We start from the raw sequence: 19,871 nt of genomic DNA on the forward strand, positions 1-19,871 counted from the left end.
AAGAGAATGCCGATGACCGAGCAGGCCCCCGGGTCCCATCACCCCCAGCCTCGGCCCCGTAGCGGCGGACCGCAGTCCGCCCCCGTCGAGCACGTCACGGGCGCGCAGTCCCTCATCCGTTCCCTCGAGGAAGTGGGTGCCGACACCGTCTTCGGCATTCCCGGTGGCGCGATCCTCCCCGCCTACGACCCGATGATGGACTCCTCGAAGGTGCGGCACGTGCTCGTCCGCCACGAGCAGGGCGCGGGCCACGCCGCCACCGGCTACGCCCAGGCCACCGGCAAGGTCGGCGTCTGCATGGCGACCTCGGGCCCCGGCGCCACCAACCTGGTCACCCCCATCGCCGACGCGCACATGGACTCGGTCCCGATCGTCGCGATCACCGGCCAGGTGGCCTCCAAGGCCATCGGCACGGACGCCTTCCAGGAGGCGGACATCTGCGGCATCACCATGCCGATCACCAAGCACAACTTCCTGGTCACCAAGGCCGAGGACATCCCGCGCACGATCGCCGAGGCGTTCCACATCGCCTCCACCGGCCGCCCCGGCCCGGTCCTGGTCGACATCGCCAAGGACGCGCTGCAGGCGCAGACCACCTTCTCCTGGCCGGCGCAGACCGATCTGCCCGGTTACCGCCCGGTCACCAAGCCGCACGCCAAGCAGATCCGCGAGGCCGCCCGCCTGATCACCCAGGCCGAGCGCCCGGTGCTGTACGTCGGCGGCGGCGTGATCAAGGCCGGGGCCACCGCCGAGCTGAAGGTGCTGGCCGAGCTGACCGGCGCGCCGGTCACCACCACCCTGATGGCGCTGGGCTCCTTCCCCGACAGCCACCACCTCCACCTGGGCATGCCGGGCATGCACGGCACCGTCGCCGCCGTGACCGCCCTCCAGAAGGCCGATCTGATCGTGGCGCTCGGCGCCCGCTTCGACGACCGCGTCACGGGCAAGCTGGACTCCTTCGCCCCCTACGCCAAGATCGTCCACGCGGACATCGACCCGGCCGAGATCGGTAAGAACCGCGTCGCCGACGTGCCCATCGTCGGAGACGCCCGCGAGGTCATCGCGGACCTGGTCGTCGCCGTCCAGGCCGAGCACGACGCGGGCCGCGCCGGTGACTACACCGGCTGGTGGGAGGACCTGAACCGGTGGCGGGAGACCTACCCGCTCGGCTACGACCAGCCCGCCGACGGCAGCCTCTCCCCGCAGCAGGTCATCCAGCGGATCGGGCAGCTCGCTCCGGAGGGCACGATCTTCGCCGCGGGCGTCGGCCAGCACCAGATGTGGGCCGCCCACTTCATCGACTACGACACCCCCGCCACCTGGCTGAACTCGGGCGGCGCCGGCACCATGGGCTACGCCGTCCCGGCCGCCATGGGCGCCAAGGCCGGTGCCGAGGGCCGTACGGTCTGGGCGATCGACGGTGACGGCTGCTTCCAGATGACCAACCAGGAGCTGGTCACCTGCGCGCTGAACAACATCCCGATCAAGGTCGCGATCATCAACAACGGCGCGCTGGGCATGGTCCGCCAGTGGCAGACCCTCTTCTACAACCAGCGCTACTCCAACACGGTCCTGCATTCGGGCCCCGACAGCCCCGCCCAGCAGAACGCGGGCACCCGCGTCCCCGACTTCGTGAAGCTCTCCGAGGCCATGGGCTGCGTCGGGCTGCGCTGCGAGGACCCGGCCGACCTCGACGCCGTGATCGAGAAGGCCAACGCGATCAACGACCGCCCGGTGGTCGTGGACTTCATCGTCCACGAGGACGCCATGGTCTGGCCGATGGTCGCGGCCGGCACCTCCAACGACGAGATCCTGGCGGCGCGCGACACCCGCCCGGACTTCGGCGACGGCGCAGACGACTGAGACCAGGACCGAGAGAAGAAGAGAGACCGAGCCCATGTCCAAGCACACGCTCTCCGTCCTGGTGGAGAACACCCCCGGCATCCTCGCCCGGATCGCCGCCCTGTTCTCCCGCCGCGGCTTCAACATCGACTCGCTGGCCGTCGGCGTCACCGAGCACCCCGACATCTCCCGGATCACCATCGTGGTCAATGTCGAGGAGCTGCCGCTGGAGCAGGTCACCAAGCAGCTCAACAAGCTGGTCAATGTGCTGAAGATCGTCGAGCTGGAGGACGGCCACGCGATTCAGCGGGAGCTCGTCCTGGTGAAGGTCCGCGCCGACAACGAGACCCGCTCCCAGATCGTCGAGATCGTCCAGCTGTTCCGCGCCAAGACCGTGGACGTCTCCCCGGAGGCCGTCACCATCGAGGCCACCGGCAGCAGCGACAAGCTCGAGGCCATGCTCAGGATGCTGGAACCGTACGGCATCAAGGAGCTGGTCCAGTCCGGCACCATCGCCATAGGGCGTGGCGCCCGCTCCATCACCGACCGGAGCCTGCGCGCGCTCGACCGGTCCGCCTGACCCGCCCCACCAGCGGGGACGATGGTCCGGCGCCCACCGCGCGCCGGACCGTATGGCGAGACCCCGAAACCTTCACCCGCCCGCCCGTCATACGGTGGGAAGCACAACCCACACGCTAGGAGATTCCCGAAGTGGCCGAGCTGTTCTACGACGACGACGCCGACCTGTCCATCATCCAGGGCCGTAAGGTCGCAATCCTCGGCTACGGCAGCCAGGGGCACGCCCACGCGCTGTCGCTGCGCGACTCGGGCGTCGATGTCCGGGTCGGTCTGCACGAGGGCTCCAAGTCCAAGGCGAAGGCCGAGGAGCAGGGCCTGCGCGTGGTCACCCCCGCCGAGGCGTCCGCCGAGGCCGACGTGATCATGATCCTGGTCCCGGACCCGATCCAGGCGAAGGTCTACGAGGAGTCCGTGAAGGACAACCTGAAGGACGGCGACGCGCTGTTCTTCGGGCACGGTCTCAACATCCGCTTCGACTTCATCAAGCCCCCGGCCAATGTGGACGTCTGCATGGTCGCCCCCAAGGGCCCGGGGCACCTGGTCCGCCGCCAGTACGAGGAGGGCCGCGGCGTGCCGTGTATCGCGGCCGTCGAGCAGGACGCCACCGGAAACGGCTTCGAGCTGGCCCTGTCGTACGCCAAGGGCATCGGCGGCACCCGCGCCGGCGTCATCAAGACCACCTTCACCGAGGAGACCGAGACCGACCTCTTCGGTGAGCAGGCGGTCCTGTGCGGTGGCACCTCGGCGCTGGTCAAGGCCGGGTTCGAGACCCTGGTCGAGGCCGGCTACCAGCCGGAGATCGCGTACTTCGAGTGCCTCCACGAGCTCAAGCTGATCGTGGACCTCATGTACGAGGGCGGCCTGGAGAAGATGCGCTGGTCGATCTCCGAGACCGCCGAGTGGGGTGACTACGTCTCCGGTCCGCGGATCATCAACGACTCCACCAAGGCCGAGATGAAGAAGCTCCTCGGTGAGATCCAGGACGGCACCTTCGCCAAGAACTGGATGGCGGAGTACAACGCCGGTCTGCCGAAGTACAACGAGCTGAAGAAGGCCGACGAGAACCACCTGCTGGAGACCACCGGCAAGGAGCTGCGCAAGCTCATGAGCTGGGTGGACGAGGAGGCGTAACCGCGCCTGGTGGCGCGGCGGCCGTGCCCCGGGTGCGGCGGGGGTTCAGCGAACCCCCGCCGCACCCGGTTCGCGCTTTGTCCACCGCGCACCACCACGTGCGGGTGATCCTGCCGCAACGGCACATGACGTAGGCCCGACCGCCACTACACTCAACAACAGCAAGCGCGTCAGGCTCACAGCGTCGTGCGTCTTCCACGCGGCTGACCCCTTCACCGCCAGCGGCCGTCGGGACGGCCGTCCGCTGAGGACTAGTGAGGACTGAAGACCACGTGAGCACTGCTTCCACTGGTAAACCTGTCGTACTCATCGCCGAAGAGCTCTCTCCGGCGACGGTCGACGCCCTGGGCCCGGACTTCGAGATCCGGCACTGCAACGGGGCGGACCGAGCCGAGCTCCTTCCCGCCATCGCCGGTGTGGACGCGATCCTCGTCCGCAGCGCGACCAAGGTCGACGCCGAGGCCATCGCCGTGGCGAAGAAGCTGAAGGTGGTCGCTCGCGCGGGCGTCGGCCTGGACAATGTGGACGTCTCGGCCGCCACCAAGGCCGGCGTCATGGTCGTCAACGCGCCGACGTCCAACATCGTCACCGCCGCCGAGCTCGCCTGCGGTCTGCTGGTGGCCACGGCCCGCAACATCCCGCAGGCCAGTGCCGCGCTGAAGAACGGCGAGTGGAAGCGCAGCAAGTACACGGGTGTGGAGCTGAGCGAGAAGACCCTCGGCGTCGTCGGCCTCGGCCGCATCGGCGTTCTGGTGGCCCAGCGGATGTCCGCCTTCGGCATGAAGGTCGTGGCGTACGACCCGTATGTGCAGCCCGCGCGGGCCGCCCAGATGGGCGTGAAGCTGCTCTCGCTGGACGAGCTGCTCGAGGTCTCCGACTTCATCACCGTCCACCTTCCCAAGACCCCCGAGACGGTCGGCCTGATCGGCGACGAGGCGCTGCACAAGGTCAAGCCGGAGCTCCGGATCGTCAACGCCGCGCGCGGCGGGATCGTGGACGAGGTCGCGCTGGCCGCCGCCCTCAAGGAGGGCCGGGTGGCCGGGGCCGGGCTGGACGTCTTCTCCCAGGAGCCGTGCACCGAGTCCCCGCTGTTCGAGTTCGACAATGTGGTGGTCACCCCGCATCTGGGCGCCTCCACCGGTGAGGCCCAGGAGAAGGCGGGCATCGCGGTCGCCCGCTCGGTGCGGCTGGCGCTGGCCGGCGAGCTGGTCCCGGACGCGGTGAACGTCCAGGGTGGCGTCATCGCCGAGGATGTCCGCCCCGGGCTGCCGCTGGCCGAGAAGCTGGGGCGGATCTTCACCGCGCTCGCGGGCGAGGTCGCGGTCCGCCTCGATGTCGAGGTGTACGGCGAGATCACCCAGCACGACGTCAAGGTGCTGGAGCTGTCGGCGCTCAAGGGTGTCTTCGAAGACATCGTCGACGAGACCGTGTCGTATGTGAACGCCCCGCTGTTCGCGCAGGAGCGCGGTGTCGAGGTGCGGCTGACCACCAGCTCGGAGTCGAGCGAGCACCGCAATGTGGTGACCGTGCGCGGCACCCTGTCGGACGGCGAGGAGGTCTCGATCTCCGGCACGCTGGCCGGTCACAAGCACCAGCAGAAGATCGTCGCGGTCGGGGAGTACGACGTGGATCTGGCGCTCGCCGACCACATGGCCTTCCTCCGCTACACCGACCGCCCGGGTGTGGTCGGCACGCTCGGCCGTCTCCTCGGCGAGGCGGGTATCAACATCGCCGGGATGCAGGTCTCGCGGGCGGCGGCGGGCGGTGCCGCGCTGGTGGCGCTCACGGTGGACGACACCATTCCGCAGCCCGTGCTCACCGAGATCGCCGAGGAGATCGGCGCCTCCTCGGCCCGCTCGGTCAATCTGGTCTGAGCCGCGTAGGCAGTCACCCATCCGGGCCCGGTCCCCGCTTCGGCGGGGGCCGGGCCCGGATTCGTTGTGCGCCCCGGGCGGCAGGGCGTGCCGGAGGGGTTCCAGATCTTTTTCATCACGTGTTGAATAATGCGGGTCGGCTCGCTACGCTCATCGCTATGTGGAGAAAATTTCTCCACATAGCTTTCGTATGCGCTGTCAGGAGAGCCCCGTGTCCGCAGAGACCGACGCCGACGCCCTTGCCGACGTCCCGCCCATGCGCGCCGACGCGCGGCGCAACCGGGAGCAGATCCTGCGCGCGGCCCGCGAGGTCTTCGCCGATCAGGGGCCCGATGCCCCGCTGGATGAGATAGCCCGGCGCGCCGGGGTCGGCATCGCGACCCTCTACCGCCGCTTTCCGCACCGCGACGATCTGCATCGAGGGGTCGCCATCGAGGTGCTGACCGCACTGGTCGAGGCCGGGAGCCGGGCCGCCGCCGAGGAGGACGACGCCCAGCTCGCCCTGCGCCGCTTCATGCACGCCGCCCTCGATCTCAAGATCGGCTCGGTGATGCCCGCGCTGCTGGGCCGTTTCACCGTCGACGAGATCCTCGACGGCGTCCCCGGCGATGTCGTCGACCCGATCGACGCGCTGCTTCTGCGCGCCCAGGCCGAGGGGCTGATCCGGCTCGATGTCGTCTTCGGCGACATCACGATGATGATCATGCGGCTGTCGCGGCCGCTGCCCGGCGGTGGCCGGTTCGCCGACGATGACGCCCTCGCCCATCGCCAACTGGATGTCTATATCGACGGGTTGCGCCCCACCGGCTCCCCGCGGCCCACCACCCCGCTCGGCGGCCCGGCCGTCGACGCCGCGGCGTTCAAACGCCTCCGGCAGCGAGTGATCGACGACGCCCGCGAAGCCCGCGACGCCCGAGAAGCCCGCGCCGCCCGCTCCGAAGCCCGCGCCGACGACTCCGCCCACTCCGACGCCGACTGATCTCCCGCTCCGCTCGCCTTCCGCAAGACCAGAAAGGCATGGTCATGTCCCAGCCCTCAAAGACGCCGCCCGAGGCGAACCCCCGGCGCTGGCTCGCACTCGTCTTCATCGGCCTGGCCCAGCTGATGATCGTCCTCGACATCACCATCGTGAACATCGCCCTGCCGTCGGCCCAGAAGGACCTCGGCATCTCCGACGGCGACCGGCAGTGGGTCATCACCGCCTACACCCTGGCGTTCGGCAGTCTGCTGCTGCTCGGCGGCCGGATCGCGGACTACACCGGCCGTAAGCGCACCTTCCTCATCGGCCTGCTGGGGTTCGCCGGGGCCTCCGCGCTCGGCGGCGCCGCGTCCGGGTTCGAGATGCTGCTCTCGGCCCGCGCGCTGCAGGGCGCGTTCGCCGCGCTGCTCGCCCCCTCGGCGCTGTCGCTGCTCGCGGTGAACTTCACCGAGCCCCGTGAGCGTGCCAAGGCGTTCGGCATCTTCGGCGCGATCGCGGCGGGCGGCGGTGCGATCGGGCTGGTCGTCGGCGGACTGCTGACCGAGTACCTCGACTGGCGCTGGTGCCTGTACGTCAATGTGCCGATCGCCGTCGTCGCCGCCGTGAGCTGGTCCGTACTGCCCACCGACACCCGCGCCGAGGGCCGGGCCCGCTTCGACATCCCCGGTGTGCTGCTGGCGGTGTGCGGGCTGGTGGCCGTGGTCTACGGATGCAGCGAGGCCGAGTCCGAGGGCTGGGACTCCCGGCTGGTGACCGGGCTGCTCATCCTGGGCGCGGTGCTGCTCCTCGCCTTCGTCCTGGTGGAGCGGAGCGTGGCGCGGCCGCTGCTGCCGCCGCGCGTGGTGGCGGACCGCACCCGTGGCAGCGCCTATCTGGCGGTCGGCCTCTCGGTGGTCGGCATGTTCGCGATGTTCCTCTTCCTCACGTACTACATGCAGCTCGTCAAGGGGTACTCGGCGCTGCTCACCGGTGTGGCGTTCCTGCCGATGACCGGGGCGGTGCTGGTCGGCGCGGGCGGCGTGGCCTCCCGCCTCATCCCCAAGGTGCCGCCGCGCCTGCTGGTGGCGCCCGGTCTGCTGATCGCCGCCACCGGTGTCGCGCTGCTGGTGCCCCTGGACGTCGACAGCTCGTACGCCGCGGGGGTGCTGCCCGCCGAGCTCCTGGTCGGCTTCGGCATGGGCCTGGTGATGGCGCCCTCGATGAACTACGCGACCCATGGGGTGGGGGAGGGGGACGCGGGGGTCGCCTCCGCCACCGTCAACACCGCCCAGCAGATCGGCGGTTCGATCGGCACGGCGATGCTCAACACCATCGCCACCAGCGTGACCTCCGACTACATGGCCTCGCACGCCGGGCGGATGACACCGCGGACCGCCAAGGCGGGTCTGGTGGAGGGCTTCTCGCACGCCTTCGTCGTCTCCTCCTCGATTCTCGTGGGCGCCGCGGTGGTCATCGCGCTGCTGATGAACACCCCGCGCCCCGTACGGGAGCCGGGTGCCGAAGGCGCCACCCCGCTGCCCGCGCATATGGGCTGACGGCGCCTCATGTCCTGCGGGCCCTTCGCTCCACCGCCGGAGCGGAGGGCCTTCGGCGCTGGTGCATCAGGGGGCCGGGTCGGGGCGCGGGGCGCGGGCGGCCAGCGCCAGCAGCTCGTCCACCGACCACTGGTCATAGGCGTGTTCGCCGTGCTTGGCGGCGATGACGCGGCCGTCCCCGCCGATCAGGAAGTCCGCGGGCAGCCCCAGCCTGCCTCCGGGCTGGCTGGGCGCGGGGAGCTTCTCCCGGCCACGGATGACCGCCCACGTGCCGGTCAGCAGGGCCCGCGCGATCGGCCCCCAGGCGCGCGGGCTGAGCAGGGCCCTGGGCGCCTGCTCCACCCCGAACTCCCGGTACAGCCGCTTCCCGGGGTCGGCGACGACGGCGAACGGCAGCTCGTCCGTATGCTCCCGCAACTCCTCGGCGGGCGAGTGGAAGACCACCACCTCCCGGACTCCGGCCGCCTCGATCTCCTGATGGCGCCGCACGATCGACCGCAGATGGAGATTGCAGACGGGGCATCCGGCGAAGCGCCGGAACTGAAGGTGGATCAGCCGGCCGGAGTCGGGGACGGCGACGTCCGGGCCGGTCACGGGGGTGAGGGTACGGGCTGCGACGACGGAACCGGGCTCCATGGGAGCCCCCTTTCGTAGGCGTACGGCATACGCTTACCAGCGTAGGCGTATGCCGTACGCTGTCAACCGCCATGCCACGTCCCCGCTCCCTCACCCCCGATCAGCTCGCCTCGGCCGCCCTCGCCGTTCTCGACCGCGAGGGGCTCGCCGGGCTCTCGATGCGTGCCGTCGCCAAGGAACTCGGGATGAGCACGATGGCGCTCTATCGCTATGTCGATGATCGCGAGGAGCTCGAAGGGCTGGTGGTCGAGCGCGTCCTCAGTGCCGTCGACACCACGCCGCCGGAGCCCGGGGCCCCCTGGGACGAACGGCTCCGGATCATGGTCGGGCGGCTGCGCGACACGATCATCGCCCACCCCGCGGTCCTCCCGCTGACCCTCACCCACCGGCACCGTTCCCCCAGCGGACTGCGCTGGTCGGAGACGGCACTGGCGATCCTCACCGAGGCGGGCCTGGACGGCGAACGGCGGGTCGTCGCGCTGCGCGCCCTGCTCGGCTATGTGATCGGGGCGATCCAGCTCGAACACCTCGGGCCGCTGTCCGGCGCGGGCACGGTCGCCATCGCCGAGCTGCCGTCCGACGCGTTCCCGTACATGGCCGAAACGGCGCGCCAGGCGCGGAGTGTGGGGGTGGAGCGGGAGTTCTTCGGGGGGCTCGAGGTGTTTCTGCGCGGGCTGGGCGCGTAGTCGGCCCGCGTCAATGCCGGGGTCGCCGCTCACCTGTGTGAGTGGCGACCCCGGCGTTCCTGGCCGCTACCCTTGGTTACGCGGCCAGAATCCCGTCCATGGGAGGAACCATGACTGCTGAACCGCTTCCGGCCTGGGCTTTTCCGCCCCCGGGCGGATTCACTGCAGATGATCTTGACCGCATGCCGGAGCTCCCGCCGCACACTGAGCTGATCGACGGGAGCCTCGTCTTCGTGAGCCCGCAGAAGTATTTTCATTCGCTGGCCATGTACTTGCTGGAGAAGGGGCTCCGGGCATCGGTGCCCGAGTCGCTCCGGGTCTGTCGCGAGATGACCATTGCCGTCGACAAGCGCAACCGCCCCGAGCCCGATATCGCGATCCTGCGCGCCGAGGCGGTGACCACCGAGGCGCATGAAACGGGCTTCCAGGCGGCCGACGCCGCGCTCGTGGTGGAGGTCGTCTCGCCGGAGTCGGAGTCACGTGACCGCAAGCGCAAGCCGCAGCTCTACGCCGAGGCCGGGATTCCGCACTTCTGGCTGGTCGAGCACGGTGAGGGCCGTCGCCCGGTCGTCCAGGTTTTCGAGCTCAACACGGTGACGCGTACGTACGTGCCCACCGGCATCTACCACGAGCGACTCAAGCTTCCGGTCCCGTTCACCATTGACATCGACCTCACCGAGATCGACCACCTGTGACCGGGGTCGCGTGCGCTCAGCCCGCCAGTTCGTATGCGTAGTCCGGTGAGAAGGTGCCCGCCGCGCCCGCGCAGCCGTCCAGTTCGCCCGGCGGCTTGATCCACAGATAGGCGTCGATGGCCGGGTCGCCGGTGTTCGCCGTCGGGTTCTCGCCGACTTTGCGGCCGTGGGGGTCGCACCAGGTGTTGTCGGGGGCGGGGCCGTTGCCGTTGCGGCTGGTGTCGATGACGGCGGTGAGCCCCGAGGAGGTGCCGAGCTGGGCGAGCACGCTCTTGGTGAAGGCCACCTCGTCGGCGGTGCGGCGGAAGTTGGAGACATTGCTGTAGACGCCGTCGCCGCTGGTCAGCACCCCGGCCGAGCGAAGCCGCGACGCCTGGACGGCGGCGCTGTTCCAGGCCGAGTGCCCGGCGTCGAAGTACACCCGGGCGTTGGGGTTCGCGCCGTGGATGGCGGTCGCCGCACGGGCCAGTGAGGCATAGCGGCCGCTCAGTTCGGAGGGGGAGAGGCAACTGATGAGCGCGATCGAGTCGGGTTCGAGGATGACGATCGCGGGTCCGCTGCCCAGCCCGGCGGCGAAGGCGCGCACCCATGCGTCATAGCTCGCGAGGTCGGGCGCGCCGCCCGCCGAGGCCCCGCCGCAGTCGCGGTTGGGGATCTGATACGACACCAGGACAGGCGTCTGGCCCTTGGCGGAGGCGGCGGAGGTGACCTTGCGGACGTCCGCGGTGACGGTGGCGGGGGAGTACCGGGAGAACCACAGGGCCTGGGGCTGACTGGCGATCCGCGAGGCGATGCGCGGCTGCCGGGAGTCGCCCGGATTGGCGGCGACCCACTTGTTGACGAGCGAGTCGGGGTCGTTGAAGAACCTGGTGGCGCCCGGCAGTTCGCCCGCGACGGCCCGCGGTGTGTGGGCCGCGCCGATCAGGAAGGCGACGGCGAGCCCGGCCGCCGCTAACGCTCTGGTGATGCGCACGGTGCGTCACTCCTCTCGCGTGGGGCTGCTCAGCCCTCGGGCTGCCGTGTCGTCCGGCCGCCGTCCTCCGGTTGCCGCCGGGTGGGAGATGGTTGCCGTCGAGTTCGATACGGATTCGACGCGTCCGGCTGTGACGTGACGCACGTAACGGCCAACTCGCCCCGCGTATAACGCCGGAGGGGGCCCCACGTCGATGAGGTCCCCTCCGGTGTGGCACGGCTCAGCGACCCGGCGCCGCCGCCTCGCTCACCGTCTCGCCGTGGTCCGCCGTCCCGTCCGCGCCGGTCGAGGGCACCTCCCCGGCCGTGTCCGCATCCCCGGCCGCGGGCCCCGGGGCCCCGACCCGGCGCAGCGTCACCAGGGCCAGCACCGCGGCCGCCACCAGGACTACCGCCCCGGCGCCGCACGCGATCCGCATCCCGTGGGTGAACGCCTCGCGCGCCGTGTCCAGCATCTGCTCCCCGGCCCGCCCCTTCAGCTTTCCCGCCACCGCGACGGCGGCGCCCAGCGTCTCGTGCACCTGGTCGAGCGCGCCGCTGGGCAGCCCGCCACCCAGCGAGTCCTTGACGTCGCTCCGGTAGACGGCGGCGCCGACGCTGCCCAGCACCGCCATGCCCATCGCCCCGCCGAACTCCTGGCCCGTCTCCAGCAGCGCGGCCGCAGAACCGGCCCGCTCCGGTGGGACGGTGCCGATCGCCATGTCGGTGACCAGCGACATCACCATGACGATCCCGCTGGCCAGGACGGCGGCGCCGATCAGCACCGTCCACAGCGCGTCCGTGCCGGCCAGGGCCAGAATCCCGTAGCCGATGGCCCCGGTCACGAAGCCGGCGCCGATCACCTGGGCCCGGTCGGCGCCGCGCTGGACCACCGCGGCCGCCGCCGGTCCGGCGACGCCGACGCAGACGGCCGGGGCCAGGCTCCACAGCGCCGCCTCCAGCGGGCCCTTGCCGAGCACCGACTGCAGATACTGGGTGGTGAAGTAGGCCGAGCCCATCGTGGCGAAGGTGGCCAGCGCATTGAGCGCGATCGACGGGCCGAAGCCGCGGTGGTGGAACAACTCGGGGCTGATCATGGCGTCGCGGCGGGTGCGCTGACGCCGTATGAAGACGGCGCCGATGGCGAGACCGGCCAGGATGGACAGCAGCGGGATCGGGCTGACGCCGTTGTCGGCGGCCGTCTTCTTCAGTCCGTAGATCACCGGAAGCACGGCGGCCAACGACAGCGGCACGCTCGGCAGATCGAACGCCCCGGGCTTCGGGTCCTTGAACTCCGGTACCAGGAGCGGCACCAGCGCCAGCAGCAGCACCATCGCCGGAACGTTGATCAGGAAGACCGAGCCCCACCAGAAGTGCTCGATCATCACCCCGCTCAGCACCGAGCCCAGCGCGATACCGCCCGCCATGGCCGACGACCAGAACGCGATCGCCGTGGCCCGCTGCTTCTCGTCGAGGAAGAGATTACGGATCAGCGCCATCGTCGACGGCATCAGCGTCGCGCCGCCGATCCCGAGCACCGCCCGTGCGGCGATGAGCATCTCGGCGCTCTGCGCGTACGCCGCCGCGACGGACGCGGCGCCGAAGGCCGCGGCCCCGAACAGCAGCAGCTTCCGCCGTCCGACGCGGTCGCCCAGCGCTCCCATGGTGATGAGCAGCCCGGCGAGGGCGAAGGCGTAGATATCGAAGATCCATAGCTGCTGGGTGGAACTGGGGTGCAGCTCCCGGCTGATGGCCGGCACCGCGAAGTACAGCACCGACACATCCATGGAGACCAGGAGGAGCGGAAGCATCAGGACCACGAAGGCGGTCCATTCCTTGCGCCCGGCGCGCGGGCCGGTGGAGGTCGAGATCGAGGTCGAGGTCATGGCGGTGAATATACGAGCGTCTTAAACAAGTGTCTAGTACGACCGTGTAAAACGAGCGTCTAGGACGGTCGTATGGGATCGGGATACCCTGGTGCCATGGGACATCGAGAGGATCTGCTGGCCGGTGCCAAGCGCTGCATCGAGGAGAAGGGCTGGTCCCGTACGACGGCGCGGGACATCGTGGCCGCCTCGGGTGCCAACCTGGCCTCCATCGGCTACCACTACGGCTCGAAGGACGCCCTGATGCGGGAGGCGCTCTTCGCGGCGATGGGCGACTGGGCCGATGACGTCCAGCGGTCCCTGGAGGCGGACGACCCGGCGGGCGACGGCCAGGACACCGAGCTGCGGGAGCGGTTCGAGACCCGCTGGACCCGGGTGCTCGAACTGTTCGGCAAGCACCAGGCGATGTGGCAGTCCCAGTTGGAGGCCACCTTGCAGGTTCGACACGATCCCGAGCTGCGGGCGGCCTTCGGCCGGGCTCAACCGGAGGGACGCCAGGGGCTGGTGGGGCTGATCCACGGCATCGACGAGCGCGACGTCGACGAGGAGACCTCGCGGGTCATGGGCTCGTTCTATATGACCCTGGTGAGCGGCATGATCGTCCAGATGGCCATCGACCCCGACCTCATGCCCAGCGCCCACGACCTCGTCGAGGCGATGCGGCGGATCATCGGCGACGCCCCCGCGGCCCCCGACGCACTCCCGGCTCCCGACGCCCCCGCGGCCCCCGCGGGCTGACCTCCGGGCTAGGGGCTCAGCGCCGCGGCGCCCCGAGACGGGCGGCCTTGAGGGTCATGTGGAGCAGCAGCCGGTCCTCGCCCGCGTCCAGGTCGAGACCGGTCAGCTGCCGCACCCGGGACAGGCGGTAGTAGAGCGTCTGCCGGTGGATGCCCAGTCGCGCGGCGGTGCGCCCGGCCTGGCCCGCGCAGTCGAGGAAGGTCTCGGCGGTGCGGGCGAGTTCGGCGTGGGCGGGCTCCAGCAGCGGGCGTACGGCGGCGTCGGGCTGCAGCGAGGGCAGCGCGGCCAGCAGACGGTACGGGCCGATGGCGGACCACTCCGCGACCGGCCCCAGGCGCCTATCGGCGTGGGCCGCCCGCGCGGCGGCCAGGGCCTCCTGCCAGGCGGCGGGCAACTCCTCCAGCCCGCGCCGGGGAGAGCTGACCCCCGCGGCCGCCCTGGCCGGTACCCCGTTCGGGGAGCCCGTGGTGGCCCGGGGGGAGCGCAGTAGCTGTTCGGCCGTCGTACGGGCCGGGTCCAGTGCGGTGGCCGCGCGCAGCCGGACCAGCGTCGCCAGCCCCGCCCCGGCCGCCGCGGTCCCGGGCAGCGCGCACGCGGCCACGATGCCGGGGAGGTGGGGGAGCCCGGGATGGTCCGCGTCCTCGCCGGTCCCCGGTGTCCACGGCACCACCGCCACCAGCGCCAGCGGCCCGTCGCCCGCTCCGCGCAGCGCGGTCCGCAGCCCGGCGCGGGCGGCGTCCCGGCCGGCCGGCGGCCCGGTCAGCACATCGCGCAGCAGCTCGCCGAGCTCCTCCCCGGCCCGCGCCTCGGCCGCCAGCAGCGCCCCGATGCGGTCCGCGGTCTCCATCGCGCGGGCCAGCCGGGGGTCCGGCGCGCCGGTGGGGCCGCCCAGCTCCAGATCGGAGAGGTGGCCGTCGTCCAGTAGCCAGACATAGCCGTGCACCACTCCGCGGTGCCGGACGGGCAGGCAGATACGGCCCATGAACACCCCGGCCGCCGGGTCGGGCGGAATGCGCAGCGGCGCCTGCGCCCGTGCGATCCCGAACGCCTCGAACCAGGCCCGCACCGCCGCCGTCGAGCGGCGCTGGAGGATCGAGCGGGTGCGGACCGGGTCCAGCGCGGGCTCCTCCGTGTCATCGCGGTCCTCACTGTCCTGGGCGCCGAATGCGATCAGTGCGAAGTCGCGGTTCTCCAGGGTCGCGGGTGCCCGGAGCACCGCCGTGATCTCGTCCACCAGCTGCTGGTAGTCGTCGCGCATGGGTCCCGCCTCTTCCCGGTTTCACCCCTCACATTCTCATACAGATGTCTGAGATCCCGGCCACGGATGCGTGACAGCTGTCGATGGTCCGGGATCCGGGCCATCCTTAGGTTTCACGGTGAGTTGTTAATGCCGTTCGTCGGCCGTCATCGTGGAGGTGCCCCGTGCTGGGACCCGTGCTGCTCGCCGCTTCGCGCAGTGCCGCCATCCGCCGTCTCGTCTCGGCCGCGCCGGTCACCCGCCCGATGGTGGACCGTTTCATCGCCGGGGAGCGGCTTACCGAGTCCCTGGGCTCAGTGCGGTCCCTGACCGCCCGCGGCCTGGACGTCACCCTGGACCATCTGGGCGAGGACGTGACCGACCGGGTCGAGGCGCTGCGCAGCCGTGACGCCTATCTGGCGCTGACCGAGGCGCTGGCCGCCGAGGGGCTCGCCGGGCGCGCGGAGATGTCCGTGAAGCTCTCCGCCTTCGGACAGGCGCTGCCCGGGGGCCACGATCTGGCGCTGGCCAATGTGACCCCGGTCGTGGAGGCGGCCGCCGCGGCGGGCACGACGGTCACGCTCGACATGGAGGACCACACCACGGTGGACTCCACCCTCGCCATCCTCGGCGAGCTGCGCACCCGCTTCCCGCAGACCGGCGCGGTCCTCCAGTCCTATCTCTTCCGGACCGAGGACGACTGCCGGGCGCTGGCCGGGGAAGGCTCCCGGGTGCGGCTGGTGAAGGGCGCGTACAACGAGCCGGCGAGCGTCGCCTACCAGGACAAGCGCGAGGTGGACCGCTCCTATGTGCGCTGTCTGAAGATCTTGATGGCCGGTGAGGGCTATCCCATGATCGGCTCGCACGATCCGCGCATGGTCGCCATCGCCCAGGATCTGGCGCGCCGGCGCGGGCGCAAGCTGGACGAGTACGAGTTCCAGATGCTGTACGGGATCCGCGTGGCCGAGCAGGAGCGGCTGGTGGCGGAAGGTCACCGTATGCGGGTTTACGTCCCGTATGGCACAGACTGGTATGGGTACTTCATGCGCCGCCTCGCGGAGCGCCCCGCCAACCTCACATTCTTCCTGCGCTCGCTGGTCGGCCGTCGCTGACCGCTCCCGGCATCGCAGACCTCGCAACCCGACGATCGAAGGAGACAACGGCCATCATGGACGCCGTCACCCAGGTCCCCGTGCCGGTGAACGAGCCGGTGCACACTTACGCGCCCGGCACCCCGGAGCGTGCCCGCCTCGAGACCAAGCTCAAGGAGCTCGGCGAGAACCCCATCGACCTGCCGATGACCATCGGCGGCGAGAAGCGGATGGGAGCGGGGACGCGCTTCGACGTCGTCCAGCCGCATAAGCACTCCGTCCGCCTGGGCACCTACGCCAACGCCACCCAGCAGGACGCGCAGGACGCGATCGACGCCGCCCTGGCCGCGGCCCCGGCGTGGCGCGCGCTCAGCTTCGACGACCGTGCCGCGGTCATCCTCAAGGCCGCCGATCTGCTCTCCGGCCCCTGGCGGGAGACGCTCGCCGCCTCCACCATGCTGGGTCAGTCGAAGACCGCCCAGCAGGCCGAGATCGACACCCCCTGTGAGCTGATCGACTTCTGGCGGTTCAACGTCCACTTCGCGCGCCAGATCCTGGCCGAGCAGCCGGTGGCCAACTCGCCCGGGGTCTGGAACCGCAGCGACCACCGGCCGCTGGAGGGGTTCGTCTACGCGATCACCCCCTTCAACTTCACCGCCATCGCGGGCAACCTCCCCACCGCCCCCGCCCTGATGGGCAATGTGGTGGTGTGGAAGCCGTCCCCGACCCAGACGCACGCCGCCGTGCTGCTGATGGAGGTTCTGGAGGAGGCCGGGCTGCCCAAGGGCGTGATCAACCTGGTCACGGGCGACGGCAAGGACGTCTCCGAGGTGGCCCTGGCCCACCCGGACCTCGCGGGCATCCACTTCACCGGTTCCACCCGGACCTTCCAGTACCTGTGGAAGACGGTCGGCAACAACATCGAGAACTACAAGACCTATCCGCGGCTGGTCGGTGAGACCGGCGGCAAGGACTTCATCGTCGCCCACCCGTCCGCCGACCCGGCGGTGCTCAGGACGGCGATGACCCGTGGCGCCTTCGAGTTCCAGGGCCAGAAGTGCTCCGCGGCCTCCCGTGCCTATGTGCCGCGTTCCCTGTGGGAGAACGGCCTCAAGGAGGAGTTCGCCACCGAGGTCAACGGGCTGACCATGGGCGATGTCACCGACCTCGGCAACTTCATGGGCGCGGTCATCGACGAGCGCGCCTTCGCCAAGAACAAGGCCGCGATCGACCGGGCGGCGTCCGACCCGACGGTCGAGGTCGTCGCGGGCGGCACCTACGACGACGGCGAGGGCTGGTTCGTCCGCCCGACCGTGCTGGCCTCCACCGACCCGGAGAACGAGATCTTCAAGGACGAGTACTTCGGCCCCATCCTCGGGGTGTTCGTCTACGAGGACGACGAGTACGACGCGATGCTCCAGCAGATGGAGTCGGCCGCCCCGTACGGGCTGACCGGCGCCGTCATCGCCCAGGACCGCGCCGCTGCCGCCGCCACCTGTGAGGCGCTGCGCTTCGCGGCCGGCAACTTCTACATCAACGACAAGCCGACCGGTGCCGTCGTCGGCCAGCAGCCCTTCGGCGGTGGCCGCGCGTCCGGCACCAACGACAAGGCGGGCGCCAAGCAGAACCTGATGCGCTGGAGCTCCACCCGCTCCATCAAGGAGACCCTGGTCCCGCCGACCGACTACCGCTACCCGCACATGGGCTGACCGCCCGCGCGGACGGGCCGGGCCCGCCCGCTCCGCGACCCCGCCCCCGGACCGCTTCAGTGCTGTCCGGGGGCGGCGTGCTGTCCGGGGGCGCGTAGGGGGAAATCTGTGGACGCCCGACGCGCGGCGGTGCTAGCGTCAAGCAGTCAAGTAGGCACTATTTACCGCAGTTTACGTGGGTAACCAAGCGCGGAATCGCCCACGACGACCTGCGATCGGCCGCCGTGGTCGAGGTCGGACGGGGGTCGGCCTCGACTATCGGTGCGGTGCCGCTACGTGATCACCCTGGGTCAGTGGCCGATGTCACCCTGTTCGCGTCTCAGATAGTAGGACGTCCGACTAATTGTGCAGACACTGACGCTCCGCTGCCTTACTTTTGTGGAAGCCGAACGTCTCGCTGCATCCAGCGATGGCGGCCGCGGCCGGTGCACAGGCGCAGGTGACCCCTGCCGCACCCAGGCCCCCGCCCCTTCCGGCAGCCACCTTCTCGGGGAGCTTTCCTTCCTCCCGGTCCACCGGGATTCAGCAGAGGAGATGTGATCATGGCCGAGACGACTGTCCGCAGGATCCGCCGCAAGACCGACGACACCGACCGCAAGAAGGCGGCCGCCGCATTGCAGCGCGCCCTCGACCGCCGTGACAACGGCGGTGCCACCGGTCACTGACGCCGGGGCCGGGTGACCTCGAAGCGGTCCACTCGCTCGCCCGACTCCGCCAGGGCCGTGACCGTGAGCCTGGGGCGGGGGCCCGGCTCCACCTCCACGGCGAGGAAGGAGAAGCCGGTGTAGCGGACGCGGGACCAGTCCGCGCTGTCCCGGTTCTTCTCCCCGTCCTTCGTCCAGTGGTAGGTCTTCACCTCGTCGAGGTCCTTGACGTGCCCCTCGTAGCTGTCGGGCACCGGGAACTCGTAGAGCTTCGCGCCCGCCCCGCCCGCCGTCACATAGACGATCCCGTCGCGCACCGCGTCGGCGCTTCCCTCGATGGGGACCCGGCGGGCGACCTTGCCGCCCCGGATCGCGTCGGTCCGCTCATAGACGTGGTTGTGGCCGTTGATGACCAGGTCCACCTGGTGCTTCTCCAGCAGCGGCACCCAGGTGTCGCGCACCCCGCCGTCCGAGGCGTGGGCGCTGGTCGTGGAGTAGGCGCAGTGGTGGAAGAAGACCACCAGGAAGTCGATGCCGGGCCGCTTGCGAAGCTGCCCCAGGCGCCGGTCCAGCCAGCGGGTCTGCGCACCGTCGGTGTACCCCTTGTTGGGGGTGATCTCGTACGAGACGTCATTGGCGTCCAGAGCGACCACGCCCACGTTCCCGTAGACGAACGAATAGACCCCGGGCGCCTTGCGCGGATCCGGGCCGTTGTCCGGCAGGGACCAGCGGGCGAGCTGGCCGCCGTAGCCGTCGGGGGAGTACCACGCCTCCATGTCGTGGTTGCCGGTCGTCACCATCCACGGCACGCTCGCCGCGACCGAGTCGGTCTGGGCGAGGAAGGAGTCCCAGACCCGGGCGTCGTACAGGTCGGTCTTCTTCCCGTGGCCCGTGGTGTCCGCGTAGCACAGGTCCCCGGCGTGCAGATGGAACGACGGGTTCTGGCCAAGGATCAACTGGTCGTTGGCGAGCGCGTCATAGCTCACCCCCTGGTCGCCGAAGGCGGTGAAAACGAACTTCCCCTTCCGCTCCGGCGCGGTGCGGAAGGTGCCCACGGACGAGAAGTGCCGCGGCTCGGCCGGGTCGCGGTCCGCATGACCGACGCCGTAGTAATAGGTGGTCCCAGGGCGCAGACCGTCCACCGCGGCGTGCAGATAGAACTGGTCGACCGCGGGCAGCTTGTCGCTCAGCGACGGGGTGTGCAGAGAGCGGACCTCGGCCTCGACCTTGCGCGTGAGCTCCAGCGGGCTCGTGCCGATCCGCACATACGGCTTGCGCACGGCGAACGGCACCTGCCAGGAGATCCGCATCTGCGTCCGCGGATCGGCGCCGAAGGCCAGATGGCGGCCGAACGGGGCGACCAGCGCGCCGTCCACCGTGGCGGTCACCGGCTTCGGGCTCGCGACGGGCGCAGGCGTTGCGTCGGCGGCGCACGCCGCCCCGCCCAGCAGCCCCGCGCCCGCGACCGTCCCCGCCGTGGCGGCGCCCCCGCGCAGCACTCGGCGCCGGGAGAGCCGGGCCCGCAGATACTCATGCTGCTCCGCCATGGTCATCCGCTGGGCGAGCCGCTCCGGTACGCCGAACCGTGGTGTGTCCATGGACCGGAATGTCCCCCGGGCGGTCAACAGCGCACCATACAGGGGGTGAACGGGTGATTG

At 70.6% G+C, this 19,871-nt stretch carries 17 protein-coding genes; 12 read left to right on the forward strand and 5 right to left on the reverse strand.

Annotated features, from left to right (window positions below):
- Window positions 1-12 precede the first annotated feature (12 nt).
- From J5X86_RS17135 to J5X86_RS17160, 6 genes are all read left to right on the forward strand, one after another.
- Window positions 13-1,863, forward strand: a complete 1,851-nt coding sequence (locus J5X86_RS17135) for an acetolactate synthase large subunit (RefSeq protein WP_208517667.1) — start codon at window positions 13-15, stop codon at window positions 1,861-1,863.
- A gap of 34 nt (window positions 1,864-1,897) precedes the next feature.
- Window positions 1,898-2,422: an acetolactate synthase small subunit gene (gene ilvN / locus J5X86_RS17140; protein ID WP_208517668.1), complete on the forward strand. Its 525-nt coding sequence runs from the start codon at window positions 1,898-1,900 to the stop codon at window positions 2,420-2,422.
- 131 nt (window positions 2,423-2,553) lie between these two features.
- Window positions 2,554-3,552 (forward strand): ketol-acid reductoisomerase, encoded by a 999-nt coding sequence (ilvC, locus tag J5X86_RS17145; protein WP_059144139.1) that lies wholly within the window; start codon window positions 2,554-2,556, stop codon window positions 3,550-3,552.
- A gap of 272 nt (window positions 3,553-3,824) precedes the next feature.
- Complete coding sequence (gene serA, locus J5X86_RS17150; protein WP_208517669.1) at window positions 3,825-5,426, forward strand: phosphoglycerate dehydrogenase; 1,602 nt, start codon at window positions 3,825-3,827, stop codon at window positions 5,424-5,426.
- A 211-nt stretch (window positions 5,427-5,637) separates the two neighbouring features.
- The gene (locus J5X86_RS17155) at window positions 5,638-6,405 is read left to right on the forward strand and encodes a TetR/AcrR family transcriptional regulator (protein ID WP_208517670.1); all 768 of its coding nucleotides are present in this window, start codon (window positions 5,638-5,640) and stop codon (window positions 6,403-6,405) included.
- Between the two features lie 44 nt (window positions 6,406-6,449).
- On the forward strand, window positions 6,450-7,940 hold the full coding sequence (locus J5X86_RS17160) for an MFS transporter (protein WP_208517671.1): 1,491 nt from the start codon (window positions 6,450-6,452) through the stop codon (window positions 7,938-7,940).
- A gap of 66 nt (window positions 7,941-8,006) precedes the next feature.
- Here the strand turns inward: J5X86_RS17160 and J5X86_RS17165 are convergent, their stop codons facing one another.
- Entirely contained in the window at window positions 8,007-8,576 is a 570-nt protein-coding gene (locus J5X86_RS17165) for a peroxiredoxin-like family protein (RefSeq protein ID WP_208517672.1), read from the reverse strand.
- Window positions 8,577-8,647: 71 nt separating this feature from the next.
- Here J5X86_RS17165 and J5X86_RS17170 point away from each other — a divergent pair, with 71 nt between their 5' ends.
- Both J5X86_RS17170 and J5X86_RS17175 read left to right on the forward strand, forming a co-directional pair.
- Window positions 8,648-9,262: a TetR/AcrR family transcriptional regulator gene (locus J5X86_RS17170; protein WP_208517673.1), complete on the forward strand. Its 615-nt coding sequence runs from the start codon at window positions 8,648-8,650 to the stop codon at window positions 9,260-9,262.
- 110 nt (window positions 9,263-9,372) lie between these two features.
- Complete coding sequence (locus tag J5X86_RS17175) at window positions 9,373-9,957, forward strand: Uma2 family endonuclease (protein WP_208517789.1); 585 nt, start codon at window positions 9,373-9,375, stop codon at window positions 9,955-9,957.
- A 16-nt stretch (window positions 9,958-9,973) separates the two neighbouring features.
- Here J5X86_RS17175 and J5X86_RS17180 read toward each other — a convergent pair whose 3' ends face one another.
- Window positions 9,974-10,930, reverse strand: a complete 957-nt coding sequence (locus J5X86_RS17180) for a glycoside hydrolase family 6 protein (RefSeq protein WP_208517674.1) — start codon at window positions 10,928-10,930, stop codon at window positions 9,974-9,976.
- 220 nt (window positions 10,931-11,150) lie between these two features.
- Window positions 11,151-12,794, reverse strand: a complete 1,644-nt coding sequence (locus tag J5X86_RS17185; protein ID WP_208517675.1) for an MFS transporter — start codon at window positions 12,792-12,794, stop codon at window positions 11,151-11,153.
- 96 nt (window positions 12,795-12,890) lie between these two features.
- Here J5X86_RS17185 and J5X86_RS17190 point away from each other — a divergent pair, with 96 nt between their 5' ends.
- Window positions 12,891-13,532, forward strand: coding sequence for a TetR/AcrR family transcriptional regulator (locus tag J5X86_RS17190; protein ID WP_208517676.1), 642 nt, complete (start codon window positions 12,891-12,893; stop codon window positions 13,530-13,532).
- A 16-nt stretch (window positions 13,533-13,548) separates the two neighbouring features.
- Here the strand turns inward: J5X86_RS17190 and J5X86_RS17195 are convergent, their stop codons facing one another.
- Window positions 13,549-14,790 (reverse strand): CdaR family transcriptional regulator, encoded by a 1,242-nt coding sequence (locus tag J5X86_RS17195; RefSeq protein WP_208517677.1) that lies wholly within the window; start codon window positions 14,788-14,790, stop codon window positions 13,549-13,551.
- 164 nt (window positions 14,791-14,954) lie between these two features.
- Here J5X86_RS17195 and J5X86_RS17200 point away from each other — a divergent pair, with 164 nt between their 5' ends.
- The 3 genes from J5X86_RS17200 to J5X86_RS51970 all read left to right on the forward strand — a co-directional run bounded on the left by J5X86_RS17200 (window position 14,955) and on the right by J5X86_RS51970 (window position 18,234).
- A complete protein-coding gene (locus J5X86_RS17200) occupies window positions 14,955-15,881 on the forward strand; it encodes a proline dehydrogenase family protein (RefSeq protein ID WP_208517678.1) in 927 nt (308 codons plus the stop codon).
- 56 nt (window positions 15,882-15,937) lie between these two features.
- Entirely contained in the window at window positions 15,938-17,569 is a 1,632-nt protein-coding gene (gene pruA, locus J5X86_RS17205) for an L-glutamate gamma-semialdehyde dehydrogenase (RefSeq protein ID WP_208517679.1), read from the forward strand.
- 542 nt (window positions 17,570-18,111) lie between these two features.
- Window positions 18,112-18,234 carry a hypothetical protein gene (locus J5X86_RS51970; RefSeq protein ID WP_087684456.1) on the forward strand — a complete coding sequence of 41 codons (123 nt, stop codon included), beginning with the start codon at window positions 18,112-18,114 and terminating at the stop codon, window positions 18,232-18,234.
- On the opposite strand, the gene J5X86_RS17210 is transcribed toward J5X86_RS51970, so the two are convergent.
- On the reverse strand, window positions 18,228-19,811 hold the full coding sequence (locus tag J5X86_RS17210; RefSeq protein WP_208517680.1) for a metallophosphoesterase family protein: 1,584 nt from the start codon (window positions 19,809-19,811) through the stop codon (window positions 18,228-18,230). The two genes, J5X86_RS51970 and J5X86_RS17210, sit on opposite strands and share 7 nt — an antisense overlap.
- Between the last annotated feature and the right edge of the window lie 60 nt (window positions 19,812-19,871).

Origin of the sequence: Streptomyces sp. NEAU-YJ-81 (genome assembly GCF_017592595.1) — a bacterium.
In the GTDB taxonomy this organism is placed as follows: Bacteria; Actinomycetota; Actinomycetes; order Streptomycetales; family Streptomycetaceae; genus Streptomyces; species Streptomyces hygroscopicus_B.